The sequence below is a fragment of the Amycolatopsis sp. NPDC004747 genome (assembly GCF_053601335.1).
In genome coordinates, this window is record NZ_JBSGBQ010000002.1 from 280545 (window position 1) to 296305 (window position 15761).

Annotated in this window: 17 protein-coding genes; 7 read left to right on the forward strand and 10 right to left on the reverse strand. The window is 72.2% G+C overall.

The window, feature by feature from the left end:
- Positions 1-14: 14 nt before the first annotated feature.
- Both ACWEGE_RS03650 and ACWEGE_RS03655 read right to left on the reverse strand, forming a co-directional pair.
- Positions 15-1118, reverse strand: coding sequence for a glycosyltransferase (locus ACWEGE_RS03650; protein ID WP_449658864.1), 1104 nt, complete (start codon positions 1116-1118; stop codon positions 15-17).
- Position 1119: 1 nt separating this feature from the next.
- Complete coding sequence (locus ACWEGE_RS03655; protein WP_449658865.1) at positions 1120-2190, reverse strand: glycosyltransferase family 4 protein; 1071 nt, start codon at positions 2188-2190, stop codon at positions 1120-1122.
- A 177-nt stretch (positions 2191-2367) separates the two neighbouring features.
- On the opposite strand from ACWEGE_RS03655, the gene ACWEGE_RS03660 reads away from it, so the two are divergent.
- Positions 2368-3198, forward strand: coding sequence for an inositol monophosphatase family protein (locus tag ACWEGE_RS03660; RefSeq protein ID WP_449658866.1), 831 nt, complete (start codon positions 2368-2370; stop codon positions 3196-3198).
- Between the two features lie 349 nt (positions 3199-3547).
- Here the strand turns inward: ACWEGE_RS03660 and ACWEGE_RS03665 are convergent, their stop codons facing one another.
- The 3 genes from ACWEGE_RS03665 to menD form a co-directional block, all read right to left on the reverse strand.
- Positions 3548-3985: a DUF3592 domain-containing protein gene (locus ACWEGE_RS03665; RefSeq protein WP_449658867.1), complete on the reverse strand. Its 438-nt coding sequence runs from the start codon at positions 3983-3985 to the stop codon at positions 3548-3550.
- A 22-nt stretch (positions 3986-4007) separates the two neighbouring features.
- Positions 4008-5528 carry a M1 family metallopeptidase gene (locus tag ACWEGE_RS03670; RefSeq protein WP_449658868.1) on the reverse strand — a complete coding sequence of 507 codons (1521 nt, stop codon included), beginning with the start codon at positions 5526-5528 and terminating at the stop codon, positions 4008-4010.
- Positions 5529-5648: 120 nt separating this feature from the next.
- Entirely contained in the window at positions 5649-7325 is a 1677-nt protein-coding gene (gene menD, locus ACWEGE_RS03675) for a 2-succinyl-5-enolpyruvyl-6-hydroxy-3-cyclohexene-1-carboxylic-acid synthase (protein ID WP_449658869.1), read from the reverse strand.
- A 57-nt stretch (positions 7326-7382) separates the two neighbouring features.
- Between menD and ACWEGE_RS03680 the strand changes: the two genes are divergently transcribed.
- The 4 genes from ACWEGE_RS03680 (at position 7383) to ACWEGE_RS03695 (ending at position 10543) form a co-directional block, all read left to right on the forward strand.
- Positions 7383-8306 carry a 1,4-dihydroxy-2-naphthoyl-CoA synthase gene (locus tag ACWEGE_RS03680; RefSeq protein ID WP_449658870.1) on the forward strand — a complete coding sequence of 308 codons (924 nt, stop codon included), beginning with the start codon at positions 7383-7385 and terminating at the stop codon, positions 8304-8306.
- A gap of 1 nt (position 8307) precedes the next feature.
- The gene (menE, locus tag ACWEGE_RS03685) at positions 8308-9417 is read left to right on the forward strand and encodes an o-succinylbenzoate--CoA ligase (protein WP_449659076.1); all 1110 of its coding nucleotides are present in this window, start codon (positions 8308-8310) and stop codon (positions 9415-9417) included.
- 66 nt (positions 9418-9483) lie between these two features.
- Positions 9484-9621 carry a hypothetical protein gene (locus tag ACWEGE_RS03690; RefSeq protein ID WP_449658871.1) on the forward strand — a complete coding sequence of 46 codons (138 nt, stop codon included), beginning with the start codon at positions 9484-9486 and terminating at the stop codon, positions 9619-9621.
- Positions 9622-9670: 49 nt separating this feature from the next.
- A complete protein-coding gene (locus ACWEGE_RS03695; RefSeq protein ID WP_449658872.1) occupies positions 9671-10543 on the forward strand; it encodes a 1,4-dihydroxy-2-naphthoate polyprenyltransferase in 873 nt (290 codons plus the stop codon).
- Here the strand turns inward: ACWEGE_RS03695 and ACWEGE_RS03700 are convergent.
- From ACWEGE_RS03700 to ACWEGE_RS03710, 3 genes are read right to left on the reverse strand one after another with little or no spacing between them, the layout of a single operon-like run.
- The gene (locus ACWEGE_RS03700) at positions 10540-11622 is read right to left on the reverse strand and encodes an L-cysteine desulfhydrase Cds1 (protein WP_354841250.1); all 1083 of its coding nucleotides are present in this window, start codon (positions 11620-11622) and stop codon (positions 10540-10542) included. The genes ACWEGE_RS03695 and ACWEGE_RS03700 overlap by 4 nt on opposite strands.
- Entirely contained in the window at positions 11619-11903 is a 285-nt protein-coding gene (locus ACWEGE_RS03705; RefSeq protein ID WP_449658873.1) for a DUF4229 domain-containing protein, read from the reverse strand. Before ACWEGE_RS03705 ends, ACWEGE_RS03700 begins: the two co-directional genes overlap by 4 nt.
- A gap of 11 nt (positions 11904-11914) precedes the next feature.
- A complete protein-coding gene (locus ACWEGE_RS03710; RefSeq protein WP_310967891.1) occupies positions 11915-12388 on the reverse strand; it encodes an Lrp/AsnC family transcriptional regulator in 474 nt (157 codons plus the stop codon).
- A 278-nt stretch (positions 12389-12666) separates the two neighbouring features.
- On the opposite strand from ACWEGE_RS03710, the gene ACWEGE_RS03715 reads away from it, so the two are divergent.
- Both ACWEGE_RS03715 and ACWEGE_RS03720 read left to right on the forward strand, forming a co-directional pair.
- Positions 12667-12879 (forward strand): BldC family transcriptional regulator, encoded by a 213-nt coding sequence (locus ACWEGE_RS03715; protein WP_103337316.1) that lies wholly within the window; start codon positions 12667-12669, stop codon positions 12877-12879.
- Positions 12880-13025: 146 nt separating this feature from the next.
- Positions 13026-13211, forward strand: coding sequence for a hypothetical protein (locus ACWEGE_RS03720; protein ID WP_449658874.1), 186 nt, complete (start codon positions 13026-13028; stop codon positions 13209-13211).
- Between the two features lie 188 nt (positions 13212-13399).
- Here ACWEGE_RS03720 and ACWEGE_RS03725 read toward each other — a convergent pair whose 3' ends face one another.
- A complete protein-coding gene (locus tag ACWEGE_RS03725; protein WP_449658875.1) occupies positions 13400-14716 on the reverse strand; it encodes a nucleotide-binding protein in 1317 nt (438 codons plus the stop codon).
- A 76-nt stretch (positions 14717-14792) separates the two neighbouring features.
- Entirely contained in the window at positions 14793-15761 is a 969-nt protein-coding gene (ccsB, locus tag ACWEGE_RS03730; protein ID WP_449658876.1) for a c-type cytochrome biogenesis protein CcsB, read from the reverse strand.

The window sequence follows — 15761 nt, forward strand, 5'->3', positions numbered from 1 at the left end:
TTAGTCGGCTTCGTTCAACGGAACGTGGCCAGCATCCCCGCCACCGCCGCGGGCCAGGTGAACTCCTCGGCCCGCGCCCTGGCCGCGGCACGCCGGACCTCCTCGGGCCTGTCCAGGAGGTCCGTGACGGCGGTGGCGAACGCCGGCGCGTGGTCGTCCACCGCCGCGCCGCACCCCGGGCGCACGATCTCCCGCAGCGCCGACGACGCCGACACCACCACCGGCGTCCCCGACGCCAGTGCCTCCAGCGCCGCGAGCCCGAACGTCTCGTGCGGCCCCGGCGCGAGGGAGACATCCGCGCTGGCCAGCAGCCGGGCGACGTCGCCGCGGCCCGGCAGGAACCCGAGGAACGTCACCGGCAGCCCCCGCGCCCGGCGTTCGAGCGCTCGCCGTCGCGGCCCGTCGCCGGCCACCACCAGCCGCACCCGCGCGCCCGCCTCGGTCAGCTCGGCGACGGTGTCCACGCTGCGCTCGGCGTGCTTCTCCGGCGACAGCCGTCCGCAGTGCACCAGCAGGGCGTCCGCACCGGAGGCGAGGCCGGCGCGCCAGCCGTCGTCGCGCATGGCGGGCCGGAACGTCGTGAGGTCGACGCCGAGCGGGACACGGCGGACGTTCGGTGCCGCGATCCGGTCGAACTCCGCGCGGGCGAAGGCCGTCGTGCAGACGACGGTGTCGTAGCCGGCGGCCATCCGCCGGTTCGCGACGTCGGCGACGCGGCGGGCCACCGGCGCGGGCAGCAGGAACTGCTCCAGGAGGCGGTCGAGCCGCTCGTGGGAGATGACCGTGCTGGGCACGCCGTGCCGGCTCGCCCAGCCGCCCATGCCCCGCAGCGTCAGCCGGTCGGACACTTCCAGGCGGTCCGGCTCGAGCCTGCGCAGGACCGCGCGGACCCGGTGCGGGTCGACCGCCCGGTAGCCGCCGGTGCCCGGGATCTTCGGCGCGGGCAGCGAAAACCGGCGCACCCCGGTCGGGAGGACTTCGTCGGCGTGCCGGCGGCCGGGCACCACGAGCGTCACCTCGTGCCCGCTCGCGACGTAGCCGGCGCCGAGGTGGTGCAGCGCGGTGCGCAGCCCGCCCGAGCGCGGCCCGTAGAAGTTCGCGAGCTGGACGATGTGCACGTCAGGCCGCGCGGGCGGCCCGGCCCCGCACGGCTTCGTAGTGCCCGACGAGCTCGTGGCAGACGGCGGGCCAGGTGCGGCCCAGCACGACCTTGCGCGCCTTCTCGCCGAGCCTCGCGCGCAGGGCCGCGTCGCGCAGGTCGCCGACCTTCGCGACCAGCGCCGTCCCGAACCGCTCGCGGTCCGCGGGCAGCAGGTAGCCGGTGCGGCCGGGCAGCACGAGGTCCTTCGGGCCGCCGGCGTCCGGGGCGAGCACCGGCAGCCCGGAGGCCATCGCCTCCTGCACGGCCTGGCAGAACGTCTCGTGCGGTCCGGTGTGGACGAAGACGTCCAAGCTCGCGTACGCCTTCGAGAGGTCTTCGCCGTACTTCGCGCCGAGGAACGCGGCTCCCGGGAGCTGCTCCTTCAGCGAGGGCAGTTCCGGGCCGTCGCCGACGACGACCACGCGGATCCCGGGCACCCCGGCCAACGCGGCCAGCCGGTCGACCTCCTTCTCGGGCGCCAGCCGTCCGACGAACCCGACGAGCAGCTCGCCGTCCGGGGCCAGCTCGGCCCGCAGCGCCGGATCGGCGTGCGCCGGGGAGAACCGGTCGATGTCGACGCCGCGCGCCCAGCGGTGCACCCGCGGGACGCCGTGCCGCCGCAGCTGCTCGACGGAGTCGCTGGAGGGCGCGAGCGTCCGGTCGGCGCGCGAGTGCAGCCGGCGCACCCAGCGCCAGGCCGCGCGGGCGGCGATGCCGAAGCCGTACGCGGCGGCGAACCCGGCGATGTCGGTCTGGTAGACGGCGATCGACGGGACACGCAGCCGTCTCGCGGCGGCGAGCCCGCGCGCGCCGACGACGAACGGCGACGCCAGGTGCACGACGTCCGGGCCGAACGCGGCCAGCGCGTTGAGCACGGTCCGCGTCGGCAGGCCGATCGGCAGGGAGCTGACGCCGGGGACGTCCAGCGCGGGGATCCGGATCACCGGGGCCCCGCGGTAGGAGTCCGGGCCGGGGCCGGGCGCGATGATCAGCACGTCGTGCGCGCGTTCGCGCAGGTGCTCGACGACCCGCAGGACGGAGTTGGTCACGCCGTTCACCTGGGGCAGGAAACTTTCGGTGACTATGGCGACTCGCACGTCATGGACGATCGCACCCGATCCTGGCGACCGCGTGACACGGCGGCCAACGGTGCCGGAACAGATCGGCTACGACATGTCATCTCGTGGTCGCGTGCCGGAAACCCGGGTGGCCCAGACTAAGCAGGCATGACCCTCTTGTCCTCACGGCCGCCGCGGCCCGTCGAGCCCGGTTTGCTGTCGAGGGCGCTCGAAGTGGCCGGGCGGCTGGCCAACGACGCCACCGACGTGATCACCGCGACCGCCGGCCGCGGCGCCCACCCGTCCACCCTGGACTCGCCGTTCGACTGGGTCACCGACACCGACCGGATCCTGGAGCGCCACACGCGGCGCGTGCTGACGGCGGAGTTCCCGGGCATCCCGGTGGTCGGCCACGAGTTCGGCGCGGACCACGGAGCGGACGTCGCGGAGTACCGCTGGGTGGTCGATTCGGTGGACGGCACGGCGAACTACGTGGCCGGGGTGCCCTGGTGCGCGTACAGCCTGGCGCTGGTGGACGCGGCGGGCCCGGTGGTGGGCGTGGTGGCGGACCCGTACCGGGCCCAGATCTACGCCGCGGCGCGCGGCCGGGGGGCCCGCGCGAACGGCAAGCCGATCCAGCTGGCGGACCGCTGCGTGACGGCGGGAGCCCTGGTGTGCACGGAGCTGGCCCGCACGGGCCCTTGGCCGGGAATGGGCGGCTTCATCGAGCGAGCAGCGGCGGCGCACGCCGGGGTCCGGGTACTCGGCTCGGCGGCGTTGTCGATCGCCCAGGTGGCGTTGGGCCACGCGGCGGCGGCGGTGCTGCACAGCTACCACGAGTGGGACGTGGCGGGTGCGGTGGCGATGGCGATCGAGGCGGGGGCGGTGGTCCTGGACAAGCACGGCGAGGACACGGCGCTGCCGACGGACGGCTTGCTGGTGGCGGCCCCGGGAGTGGCGGACGAGGTACTGGGCTGGTGGCAGGAGACGGCGGGCTGAGTTGTCCACATCGGGTCCGGTTGTCCACAGATTCGCCGCGTCACCCGGTTGTGGAGCCACCCGCCGATAGACTGGAACAGGGCACGCCCCCCAGGGTGAGGCGGGGAACTGTCTGGTCGGGAGGGGGCACAACGGCCGCCTTCCGGCGACGCGGCAGGCAGACCCAGCCACCCGCCCTACACCTCCCCCGCCCCTCGTCCTCGCCGCAGTCAGCACCGGAGAGCCGGGGTCAAGGGTGAGCGAAGCTCATCGCGAAGCGACGCCGAAGGCGCCCTTGAGGCCGGGTCTCCGGTGTTGAACAATCAAAGGACGAGGAGCGGGGGAAACCCGGCAGCCCACCAGGAACCACTCAAGCAGCAGCCAAAGCCCGCTTGTTCTGCCGCCGAATCCACCAAAGCACCGGCCCGGCCACCAACCATGTGAAGAACACAAAACTCCCCAGCGGCAGCAACGTCAACGTGGCCGACCGCCCAGCCACCCGAGCCAGCTCCGGATCGGACGCGTCGTACTCGATCCGCACCAGCTGCCCGGCCGCCAGCCCGTCCGGGTACAGCACCCCGTTCGCCGGGCTGTGCACGATCCCGTCCGGTGTCTCGAAGTGGATGATCGTCCGGTCGAACGCCACCGAATCCACCGTGGCCGTGGCGGTCCCCAGCTGGGCCGAGATCGCGCCGTCGTTGCGGATCGCCGCGAAGAGCAGGCACACGCACATCACCGTGAGGAGCGAGGCGACGCCGAGGGTGGTCCACCACCCGACGCGCCTCGCCCGCTCACCTCTCGTGCTCACGCCGCGAGCGTAGCGGTCCGGCTCAGCCCGCGTGTTCGGCGGCGAGGAACCGGTGGTTCTGCTGGATCTGCTCGTACGAGCGAGGCTTGGCAACAGCCGCGGCCGAGCGAGCCGCCACAGCAGCGGCGGCGCCGTTCGGGCCCACCGCGGGCTTGCCCGCCGTGTAGAGCCACGTCTGGAACAGGTCGTGCAGCGGCTTGCCCGAGATCTTCTCCGCCAGCGCGATGAAGTCCAGGATCCGCCCGTTCGACCCGCCCCGCTGCGCCTGCCACGTCTTCAGGATGTCGAAGAACGCCTGGTCGCCCACGGCCGTCCGCAGCGCCTGGAGCGCCAGCGCACCCCGGTCGTACACGGCGTTGTCGAACTGGTTGTCCGCACCGGGATCGGCCGGGACCAGCTTCCACAGGTCGCCGTCCGCCGGGTTCGAGTCGTACGTGTACTGCGCGAGCTCGGCGACCGTTCCCTCGCCCTCGTGCTCCGACCAGAGCCACTCCGCGTACGACGCGAAGCCCTCGTTCAGCCAGATGTCGCTCCAGCGCCCCAGCGACACGTTGTCGCCGAACCACTGGTGGGCGTTCTCGTGCGCGATCAACGTCGTGTTCGAGCCCGCGCGGAAGTTGCGGGCGCCGTACGTCGGCCGCGTCTGGTTCTCCAGGGAGAAGCCGATGCCGCTGGTCACGACGCCGCCCTCGGCCTCGAACGGGTACGGCCCGAACTGGGTGGCCAGGAACTCGTCGATCTCCGGCGTCCGCTCGACGCTGGCCTTCGCCGCGTACAGCGAGTCACCGAGGTCGGCACCGTAGGCCGTGACGAACGGCTTGCCGTCGGGCGTCGTGGACTCGATGACCTCGTACTTGCCGACGATGAACGACGTCAGGTACGTGGCCTGCGGTTTCGTGCTGCGCCACTGCCAGCGGGTCCAGCCGGCGCGCTGCTTCGTCTTGCGGACCAGCGTCCCGTTGGAGATGGCGGCGGTGTCGTCCGGCGCCTCGATCGAGACGTCGTAGGTCGCCTTGTCGGTCGGGTGGTCGTTGGCCGGGAACCACCACGCCGAGCTCTGCGGCTCGTCGATGCCGAGCGCGCCGAAGGCCCCCTTCTTCCACGCGTTGATGCCGTCCACCGTCTCGGTCGACGGCGTGTCCGAGTAGGCGACGACGACCGTCGCGGTCTGGCCCTTGAGCAGCGGCTGCGCCGGCGTGATGACGAGCTCGCCGTTGCCGGTCTGGTTCGCGAACTGTGCCGGCCGGTTGTTCACCCGCACGCTCGACGCCTTCAGCGCGAAGTCGAGGTCGAACCGCGAAAGGTCCTGCGTGGCGGTGAGCAGCAGCGTCGTCGTGCCCGACAGGACGTCGGTCGCGGGCTGGTAGGTGAGCCGGATGTCGTAGTGCAGCACGTCCGTGCCGCCGTTGCCGGCGTTCGGGTAGTACGGGTCGCCGGCACCGGGGGCGCCGGGTGAGGGCGCCGCGCTCGCGGTACCGGCGAGCAGCACCGAGACGACGCCGGCCGCGAGCGCACCGAGCCCGGTGCGCGTTCTTGCACGCATTCGAAATCCTCCAGAGGAGTGAGAAGCAGCGCGCTCGAACGTAGCCAGCCAACAACACCCCAGGAACAGCCGAAGGGAGGTTTCTTGCCTTCTGGGATTACGCCCGGAAAGCGGTTGACATCAGGCGGCCGAGACGGCCGCGGAGACCGCGGCCCGCAGGCGGGCGTGCAGGTCGCGGTGCCGCGCGCGGTCCACCCGCACTTCGACGACCCGCAGGCCCGGCGCCGGTGCCAGCGCGGCCCGGAACTCCGTCAGCGTCTCCGCGACGACGTGCGGGACGCGGTAGCCCGCGCACAGCGCGCCCAGGTCGGCACCGTGCGGGGTGCCGAACACCCGCTCGAAGCTAGCCGAGTGCTCCGGCGCCCCCTGCTCGAGCAGGGAGAAGATGCCGCCGCCGTCGTCGTTGAGGACCACGATCGTCAGGTCCGGGCGCTGCTCCGCGGGCCCGGTCAGCAGCCCGGACGCGTCGTGCAGGAACGTCAGGTCGCCCAGCAGCGCGTACGACGGGCCTCGGTGCACGTACGCGGCCCCGATGGCCGTCGAGACCGTGCCGTCGATGCCCGCGACACCGCGGTTGCGGTGCACGAGGACGTCCGGGCGCAGCCGGCCGGCCAGTGCGACGTCCCGGGTCGGGTTGGACGAGCCGACGACCAGCAGCGAGTCCGGTGGCAGCGCGTCCACCAGCTCGGTCGCCACCCGCAACCCGCTGGGCCACGGCTCTTCGGCCAGCGTCGAGGCCACCGCGGACGCGGCCGCCGCGTCGGCCCGCCGCCAGCTGGCCAGCCACTCCGGGTCGGCGGGCTTGGTCGGCTCGTCGAACCACTGCCCGACCTGCCGGACGTTGTGCGCGGGCGCCGGCCAGTCCGAGTCCGGGCGCACCAGCAGCACCTCGACCGAGGCGTCCGAGAGCACCTTCTGGATCTGCCGGAACACCGTCGGCCGCCCGAGGCAGAGCACCTGCTCGGGCTTGTGCCGGGAGATGAACTCCTCGACGCCCAGCAGCCACGCGCCGGACGAGATCGCCGTGCCGCCGGACAGCCCGATCCCACCGGTCTCGGAGATCACCGGCCAGCCGTGCTGCTCGGCCCACTCGCTGGCCGCCTGGACGCCGGTGTCGCACGCGATGACCAGGCCGTGGCGCGCCGAGGGGACCACGAACGACGGCAGCGCGCCGAAGTCCGGCAGCTCGGTCCAGCGGGAGCCGTCGGCGCGGCCGTCGAGCGATTCGTACCACTCGCCGTCGTCGTCCACATCCGGCACGAGCGGCTCGCGGAACGGGATGTTCAGGTGCACCGGCCCGCAGCGCCACTCCCCGTAGGCGGCGTTCCAGGCCCGGCAGATCTGGCTCCGCCAGTACGAGTTCTGCCCGGCCCGCCGCTCGGCGACGGCCAGCTCGTCGAAGTAGCGGATCGCGTCGCCGTAGAGCTGGTGCTGGTCGATGACCTGCGACGCGCCCGCGGCCCGCAGCTCGGGCGGCCGGTCGGCGGTCAGCACGATCAGCGGGACGCCGGCCCGGTCGGCCTCCAGGACCGCCGGGTGGAAGTTCGCGGCCGCGGTGCCGGACGTGCAGAGCACGGCCACCGGGCGGCCGGTGCGGGCGGCGATGCCAAGGGCGAGGAAGGCGGCCCCGCGCTCGTCGATCCGGACGTGGAGCTGGAGCTTCCCGGCCGCCGCCGCGTCATACAGCGCGATCGACAGCGGCGCGTTGCGGGAGCCCGGGCAGAGGACGACGTGCGAAACGGTGTTGCGGACGAGCTCGTCGACGATGACCCTGGCCTGCGCGGTGGAAGGGTTCACCGGCAGGCCTCGCATCCATCGAGATCAGTAACGTCCACAGGTCCTATCCTCGCAAATGTGGATGACGCCCGAGTTTCCGAGCTGTTCGATCCGGCCGCCTGGACCGAGGTCGAAGGGTTCGCCTTCACCGACATCACCTACCACCGTTCCGCGGAGAACCGCGGCGGCAAACGCGTGGTGCGCATCGCGTTCGACCGTCCGGAGGTCCGCAACGCCTTCCGGCCGCACACCGTCGACGAGCTCTACCGGGCCCTCGACCACGCCAGGATGAGCGCCGACGTCGGCTGTGTCCTGCTCACCGGGAACGGCCCGTCGCCCAAGGACGGCGGGTGGGCGTTCTGCTCCGGTGGTGACCAGCGTATTCGCGGACGGTCCGGCTATCAGTACGCGAGCGGGGAGACCTCCGACACGGTGGACCCGGCGCGGGCCGGCCGGCTGCACATCCTCGAGTGCCAGCGGCTCATCCGGTTCATGCCGAAACCGGTGATCGCGGTCGTGCCGGGCTGGGCCGCGGGCGGCGGGCACTCCCTGCACGTCGTGTGCGATCTCACGCTCGCCTCGGCCGAGCACGCGAAGTTCAAGCAGACCGACGCCGACGTCGGCTCCTTCGACGGCGGCTACGGCTCGGCGTACCTGGCGAAGATGGTCGGGCAGAAGTTCGCCCGCGAGATCTTCTTCCTCGGCCGCGAGTACTCCGCCGAGCAGATGCACCAGATGGGCGCGGTCAACGCGGTCGTCCCGCACGCCGAGCTGGAAAAAGAGGCGCTGACCTGGGCGTGGGAGATCACCCGCAAGTCGCCGACGGCGCAGCGGATGCTGAAGTACGCGTTCAACCTCACCGACGACGGCCTGGTCGGCCAGCAGCTGTTCGCCGGCGAAACCACCCGGTTGGCCTACATGCAGGACGAAGCCGTCGAAGGCCGTGACGCCTTCCTCCAGAAGCGCGACCCCGACTTCAAGGACGTCCCCTATTACTACTGAGCTGCTCCCGGTCCACCTCGACGGCTCGCCCGAAGCGCTCCGGACGCTGAACAGAGCCGTCGCGGACGCGCTGGGCGGCGGCCCGGCGGTGCTGCCCTTCACCGACCCCGCGCTGAGGGACGCCATGGCGCCGGGCGAACCCGCCGAGCCGGGTACCGCGGTGGTCATCGCCACGTCGGGCTCGACCGGCGCCCCGAAGGGCGTCCTGCTGTCGGCCCGCGCGCTGACCGCGTCCGCCGAGGCCACGCACGCCCGGCTCGGCGGCCCCGGCCACTGGCTGCTGGCCACGCCCGCGCACTACATCGGCGGGCTGCAGGTGCTGGTCCGGTCGCTGCTGGCCGGGACGACGCCGGCGCTGCTGACCGGCACCGCCTTCCGCCCGGACGAGTTCGCGGCCGCGGCGGCCCGGCTGACCGGCGGCCCGCGGTACACGGCGCTGGTGCCGACCCAGCTGGTCCGCCTGCTCGACGACGGCGGCGCGGGCCTGGCCGCGGCGAAGACGTTCGACGCGATCGTGGTCGGCGCGGCCGCGACGTCGCCGGCCCTGCGCGAGCGCGCCGCCGAGGCTGGGGTCCGGATCGTGCCCGCGTACGGGATGAGCGAGACGGCCAGCGGCTGCGTCTACGACGGCGTCCCCCTCGACGGCGTCCGGGTCGACGTCGGCGGCGACCGGATCCGGATCGCCGGGGACGTCCTCGCCCACGGCTACCGGCGGCAGCCCGAACTGACCGCCGAATCCTTCTCCGGCGGCTGGTTCACCACGTCCGACCGGGGGATCCGGCATGACGACGGCCGCATCGAAGTCCTCGGCCGAGCCGACGACATGATCAACACCGGCGGCGTGAAGGTGTCGGCGACCGCGGTCGAGCGGTGCCTGGGCGCCCAGCCGGGCGTGCGGGACGCGTGCGTCGTCGGCGTACCGGACCCGGAGTGGGGCGAGGCGGTGGTCGCGCTGGTCGTCCTGGACGGCGAACACGGCGACCTGCGGGCGGCGGTCCGTGCGGAACTGGGCGCGGCGGCCACCCCGAAACGCATCGAATTCGCCACGGATCTCCCCCTCCGCGGCCCCGGGAAGATCGACCGGACGGCTGTGAAAGCCCGTCTTCAGTAGCGTTTGCGCCGCTGAATGGCCGCAGAGCGTTGACACGCACGGGGCGCGCCCGCTTGGCTACTCACCATGACGCGCTGGATGAGAATCGCCTTCGCCGCCATCGCCGTCACGCTGGGCGTCCTCCTGCCCGCGAGCGCGGCTCTCGCCGACGGCGTCGACCCCAACAGCGGGTCGCTCGTCTGGGAGATGCCGGCCTCGGATTGAGTTCGCGGGTTCCCGCTCGCCGCTGATCACCATGGCGTTGAATGGCGCCATGGCGAGCTTGAGCGAGTGGATCGAAGGAGCCCGGCCGCGGACGCTGCCCAACGCGGTGGCGCCGGTGGTGGCGGGGGTCGGCGCGGCGATCGCGCTGGACGGTTTCTCCTGGTGGCGTTCGGTGCTGGCGCTGCTGGTCTCCCTCTCGCTGATCGTCGGCGTCAACTACGCCAACGACTACTCCGACGGCATCCGCGGCACGGACGAGAACCGCGTCGGGCCGCTCCGGCTGGTCGGTTCGAAGGTCGCCGCCCCGAAGGCGGTGCTGACGGCGGCGCTGGTCTCGCTCGGCCTGGCCGGGGTGCTCGGCCTGGTCCTGGTGGCCGTCAGCGGCCACTGGTGGCTGCTGGGGATGGGCGCGCTGTGCATCCTCGGCGCGTGGTTCTACACGGGCGGGAAGAAGCCCTACGGCTACTACGGCTTCGGCGAGATCGCCGTCTTCGTGTTCTTCGGCTTGGCCGGCGTGCTCGGCACGGTGTACGTCCAGGCGGGCCGGGTCAGCTGGGCGGCGCTGGCCTGCGCGGTCGCGGTCGGCTGCTTCTCGACGGCGGTCCTGACGGCCAACAACCTGCGGGACATCCCGACCGACATCGAGTCCGGCAAGCGCACCCTCGCCACCCGCCTGGGTGACCAGGGCACCCGGCGGCTCTACCTGGCGCTGATCGCGGTGCCGTACGTGCTCAGCGGGGTCCTGCAGTTCACCACGCACTCGCTCGCCGCGTTGACGGTGCTGAGCGCCGCCCTGCTGCCCCAGTCGGTCAAGGCGATCCTCCAGGACGCGACCGGCCGCGCTCTCATCCCGGCCCTGCGCGACACCGGGCTGGCGATGCTCGCCTGGGCGGTGCTGGCCGCGGTCGGCCTGAACGTCTAGCTCTCCGGGACGAACTTCCCGGTGGTCAGGAACTCCTCGAACAGCGCCGTGTGCGGCGCCAGGTCCAGGTTCTGCTGGGCCAGCCACTCGTCGTTGTAGTAGGTGTGCGCGTACCGCTCGCCGCCGTCGCACAGGAGCGTCACCACGCTGCCCGCCTGGCCGTCCTCGACCATCCGCGAGATGAGCCGGAACGCGCCGTAGAGGTTGGTGCCGGTCGAGCCGCCCGCCCAGTGGCCGGTCCGCTCGCGCAGCAGCCGGATCGCCGCCAGGGAGCCGGCGTCGGGGATCTGGAACATCTCGTCGATGACCCCGGGGACGAACGACGGCTCGCACCGGGGCCGCCCGATGCCCTCGATCCGCGACGGCATGCCGGTGGCGTAGTCCATGGCCCCGGTCTCCCAGGCGCCGTAGAACGACGAGTTCTCCGGGTCGACCACGCAGATCTTCGTCGTGTGGCGCTTGTAGCGGACGTACCGGCCGAAGGTGGCGCTCGTGCCGCCGGTGCCCGCGCCGACGACGATCCACTTCGGGATCGGGTGGCGCTCCGAGCGCATCTGCGCGAACACCGACTCGGCGATGTTGTTGTTGCCGCGCCAGTCCGTCGCGCGCTCGGCGTAGGTGAACTGGTCGAGGTAGTGCCCGCCGCACTCGGCCGCGAGCCGCTCGGCCTCGGGGTACATCGCCGGGGCCTCGTCGACGAAGTGGCACTCGCCGCCGTAGAACTCGATGAGCGCGACCTTCTCCTTCGACGTGCGCCGCGGCACGACGGTGATGAACCGCAGGCCGAGCATCCGGGCGAAGTAGGCCTCGGACACCGCGGTCGACCCGCTGGAGGCCTCGACGAGCACGGTGTCCGGCCCGATCTGCCCGTTGACCAGCCCGTAGAGGAACAGCGACCGGGCCAGCCGGTGCTTCAGCGAGCCGGTCGGGTGCACCGACTCGTCCTTGAGGTACAGGTCGATGCCCCACTCCGGGGGCAGCGGGAAGACGTGCAGGTGCGTGTCCGCGCTGCGGTTGGCGTCGGCCTCGATGATCCGGACGGCCTCGCGGACCCAGCTGCGGCTGTGCGGGCGGCTCATTCGGGCTGCCCGGCGTCGCCACGCAGCTGGGCGCGCAGCTCGGCCCGGGCGCGGGCGCGCTTCTCGTTGCGCTTCGCCAGCCCCGCGGTCACGCGGGCGTTGAGCGGGCGGAACAGCAGCAGGCCGAGCGGCAGCCCGACGACCAGGCCGATCAGCAGGGCGACCAGCAGCGGCACCCCGGCCAGTGACAGGCCCCACGCGATCACCCCGACCAGCACGAACCGCGCCAGCAGGTACAGCGTCAGGTCACGGGCCAGCTGCGGGGGCTTCTCGTCGCTCACACCAACGCAGGCTACGCCCCGCCCGGCCGGTCCTTCTGCAGGCCCGCGTTGTTCGGGCGGCCCTCGAACCGCGTGGAGAGCACCACGGTGGTGTTGGTGCGCCCGACACCCGGGATGCGGCGCAGCCTGCCGAGCGTGCGCTCGAGCTCGTCGACGGTCGGCACCCGCACCTTGACGACGAACGCCTCGTCGCCGGCCACCGCATAGCAGCTCTCGACCTCGTCGAGCTCCGCGAGCGCGTCGGCGACGTCGTCTTCCGTCGCGGTGTCGGTCGGGTGGATGCTGACGAGGGCGGTCACGCCGAGGCCGACCGAGCTCGGGTCGACGACCGCGTGGTAGCCGGTGATCACGCCGGCGGCTTCCAGCTTGCCCACGCGCTCGTGCACCGACGACGCGGACAGCCCGACGGCTCGCCCGAGGTCGGCGTAAGTGGCCCGTCCGTTGATGCGCAACGCTGCGATGATCTTCCGGTCCAACTGATCCACGGGATCACTCTATGCGGTTGGACAATCCCCCATTGGCACCACGCCTGGCCGCCGGTGGCCACGGGAGTCGACGTCTTCCCACGTCAGATCACCGGAGGGTAGTTGCCACGCGGAAGCAACCTGTCCGTTTTGACCTTTAAGGGCTCTTTACTCGCGGACAACCGTTCGAGTACCCGACGGGTGAAGTGCAACGATTGCCTTGTTGGCTACCCCGGCGCGACGGGCAGAAGGGCCCGGACGCCTCCGGTATAGCAGTGAGTTCGTTAAGGAGGCGGAAAATGACCGCGACGATGGGCGGACGCCTGCTCACCCCTGGCGAGGTGGCAGCGCTGTTCCGAGTGGACCCGAAGACGGTGACGCGGTGGGCGACCGCGGGCCGGATCGGCTCGATCCGGACCCCGGGCGGGCACCGGCGGTTCCGGGAGTCCGAGGTGAACGAGCTGCTCGCCGAGCTGACCACCGACGCCAGCGAACCGACGCGCACCGCCTGAACCATCCGGACGTCACGGCCGTGTCGGGTACGGGAACCACCCCGTCCCCGGCACGGCCTTCGTGCTCCACCGGCCCGGCTTGAGGCCCACCACACGGCCGGACCGGTTAACCTCGGGGGACAGGCAGCCACACGGAAGGATCCGGCATGCTCGCTCTGCTCGCGGCGGTCGGCGCGCTGGTCGTCGCCCTGCTCCTGTGGCGGTCGTTCGCCGGCCAGCGGGTCGGGGTGCCCTCGGCTCCGCGCCGCGCCCCGCTCGCCCCGGACGACGATCCCGACTTCCTGCGCCAGCTGGCCGAACAGCAGCGCAAACGCCGGGACGAAGACCTTTAGGCCACCCTTTACCTTCACCGGCCCCGTCACCCGCGTGACGGGGCCCGGAACTGGCGTGATCCGCCCGTCACCAGCGTGATTGAGGCCGGAACTCGCGAGTTCCGGCCTCAGTCACGCGAGTTACGGCTTCAGTCACGCGAGTTACGGCTTCAGTCACGCGAGTTCCGGGCCGGATCACGTGAGTGACGTCAGCGGTAGCCCTGGGAGAGCGGGGTGGCGAAGCCGTCGGCGACCGTGGCCGCCAGCTCCAGCAGGGCCAGGCGGGTGTCGCCGGACAGGCGGTCCAGCTCGATCTCCGCGCCTTCCTCCAGGTGCGGGTCGAACGGCACCTTGCAGACCGCCCGGACCTTCGCGCCGAAGTGCGCCGAAAGCTTGTCGAGGTCGACCGAGCCGCCCTTGGGCCGGACCGAGTTGATCACCGCCACCGAGCGCTTGACCAGCTCGCCGTAGCCGTGCGCCTCGAGCCAGTCCAGCGTCGCCGAGGCGCTGCGGGCGCCGTCGACCGAGCCGGACGAGACCACGACCAGCGCGTCCGCGACGTCCAGGACGCCCTTCATCGCCGAGTGCATCAGGCCGGTCCCGCAGTCGGTGAGCACGATGTTGTAGAAGTGCTCCAGCAGGTTGACCGTGCGCCGGTAGTCGTCCTCCGAGAACGCCTCCGACACGGCCGGGTCCTGCTCGCTGGCCAGGATCTCCAGCCGGCTCGACCCCTGGGACGTGTAGGACCGGACGTCGCTGTAGCGCGTGATGCGGGCTGCGTCACGCAGCAGGTGGCGGACCGTCGCGGTCGTCTCCAGCGGGATCTTCTGCGACAGCGTGCCGCGGTCCGGGTTGGCGTCCACGGCGACCACGCGGTCACCGCGCAGGGACGCGAACGTCGAGCCCAGCGTCGTCGTCACCGTGGTCTTGCCGACGCCGCCCTTGAGCGAGAGCATCGCGATCTTGTAGCACCCGCGCAGCGGCTGGTTGACGCGGGCGATGAGCTCGCGGCGGCGGGTGTCCGCCGGGCTCTCCCCCGGGTTGACCAGCTTCCCGGAACCGACGTAGAGCGCTTTCCGCCAGCCGGACTGCGGGGGCCGCTTGGTCTGCTTGACCAGGTGCGCGGTGGACAGGTCGTGGCCGTGGCCCGGCGGCTGCGGCGCCGCGTGCCGCCCGCCGCCCTGGGGCTGCGGGAGCCCGGACGGCTGCTGCTGCGGGTACTGGGCGTGGGCCTGGTACTGCTGCGCCGGGTCGCCGTACTGCGGCTGCAGCGGCGGGAGGTTCTGGTCGTAGCCGTAGGGCACCTGGTGCGGCCCCGAAACGGCGGGGTTGGGCACCTGGTGCGGGCCCGACACGGCCGGGTTGGGCGGCGGCGCCACCGCCTGCGTCGGCTGCACGTCGAACGCCCCCGACGTCTCGGGATGCGGGTGCGAGTCCGTCCGGTCCTCGGCGAACAGGCCCGCGCCGGCGGCCGGTTCAGCCTGTTCGGGGTGGCCTGGAGCCGATTCTTCGCTGGGTCCGGTCACCGGTGAAACCTCCACGCACTCCGCCTGACACTCTTCTCCCCCGGTGTCGACGGTAGTCGGCGTTCGCGCGGGGTGCTCAGCCCACCCCGGCGTAGGAGTGCAAGCCCGCGGTGACGAGGTTCACGAAGAACAGGTTGAAGACGATCGCGGCGAACCCGACGATGTTGATGGCCGCGGCCCTGGCCCCGCGCCAGCCCGCGGTCGCCCGCGAGTGCAGGTAGGCCGCGTAGACCACCCACGCGATGAACGCGACGGTCTCCTTGGGGTCCCAGCCCCAGAACCGGCCCCACGCCGACTCGGCCCAGACGGCGCCGCAGAGCACGCCGAAGGTGAACACCGGGAAGGCGAAGATGGTGGTCCGGTAGGCGATCCGGTCGAGGACGTCGGCCGCGGGCAGCTTCGGGGCGAACCGGGCGAACTTCGTGTTGTCCTTGTCGTGGGCCGCTCGGAAGAGGTAAAGCACGCTGGCCACGCCCGGCACCAGGAAGACGCCGGAGCCGATGATGGCCGCCGAAACGTGGATGACCAGCCAGTAGGACTGCAGCGCGGGCTGCACCGGCGCCGCGATCGTGTACAGCATCGTGCCGTTGACGAACATCAGGATCACGACGGGCAGCAGCAGGAAGCCGGTCAGGTGCCGGACCGGGAACTTCCACATGACGACGATCCAGGTGACCACCGTGATGAAGGTGACCGCCATGCCGTACTCGTACATGTTGCCCCACGGCGCGCGGTGCACGGCGAGGCCGCGCAGCACGATCGCCGACAGCTGCAGCAGCGCGCCGAGCACCAGCAGCGACGCGCCCATCCGGCCGATCCGCTCGGGACGCCCGACCTCCCGCTGCGCGACCGGGGCCTCCTCGACCGGCGGTCCGCCGGCCCCGACGAGCTCGCGCGAGCGCCGCTGCGCCCGCTCCATGGCGAGCCGGCCCTTGGCGCCGAAGCCCTGCTCGATCAGCGTCATCATCAGCGCGACGACGTAGATCGCCGCGGCCGTGGTGTAGAGCCAGTCGCTGTAGGTCGACAGCGTCTCGTTGATCGGCAT

Excerpts from the sequence above, each read along its gene's own strand:
- ACWEGE_RS03660 (WP_449658866.1), top strand. The coding sequence starts at position 2,368 with ATGACCCTCTTGTCCTCACGGCCGCCGCGGCCCGTCGAGCCCGGTTTG.
- ACWEGE_RS03670 (WP_449658868.1), bottom strand. The coding sequence starts at position 5,528 with ATGCGTGCAAGAACGCGCACCGGGCTCGGTGCGCTCGCGGCCGGCGTC.
- ACWEGE_RS03690 (WP_449658871.1), top strand. The coding sequence starts at position 9,484 with ATGACGCGCTGGATGAGAATCGCCTTCGCCGCCATCGCCGTCACGCTG.
- ACWEGE_RS03695 (WP_449658872.1), top strand. The coding sequence starts at position 9,671 with ATGGCGAGCTTGAGCGAGTGGATCGAAGGAGCCCGGCCGCGGACGCTG.
- ACWEGE_RS03700 (WP_354841250.1), bottom strand. The coding sequence starts at position 11,622 with ATGAGCCGCCCGCACAGCCGCAGCTGGGTCCGCGAGGCCGTCCGGATC.
- ACWEGE_RS03715 (WP_103337316.1), top strand. The coding sequence starts at position 12,667 with ATGACCGCGACGATGGGCGGACGCCTGCTCACCCCTGGCGAGGTGGCA.
- ACWEGE_RS03720 (WP_449658874.1), top strand. The coding sequence starts at position 13,026 with ATGCTCGCTCTGCTCGCGGCGGTCGGCGCGCTGGTCGTCGCCCTGCTC.
- ccsB (WP_449658876.1), bottom strand. The coding sequence starts at position 15,761 with ATGCCGATCAACGAGACGCTGTCGACCTACAGCGACTGGCTCTACACC.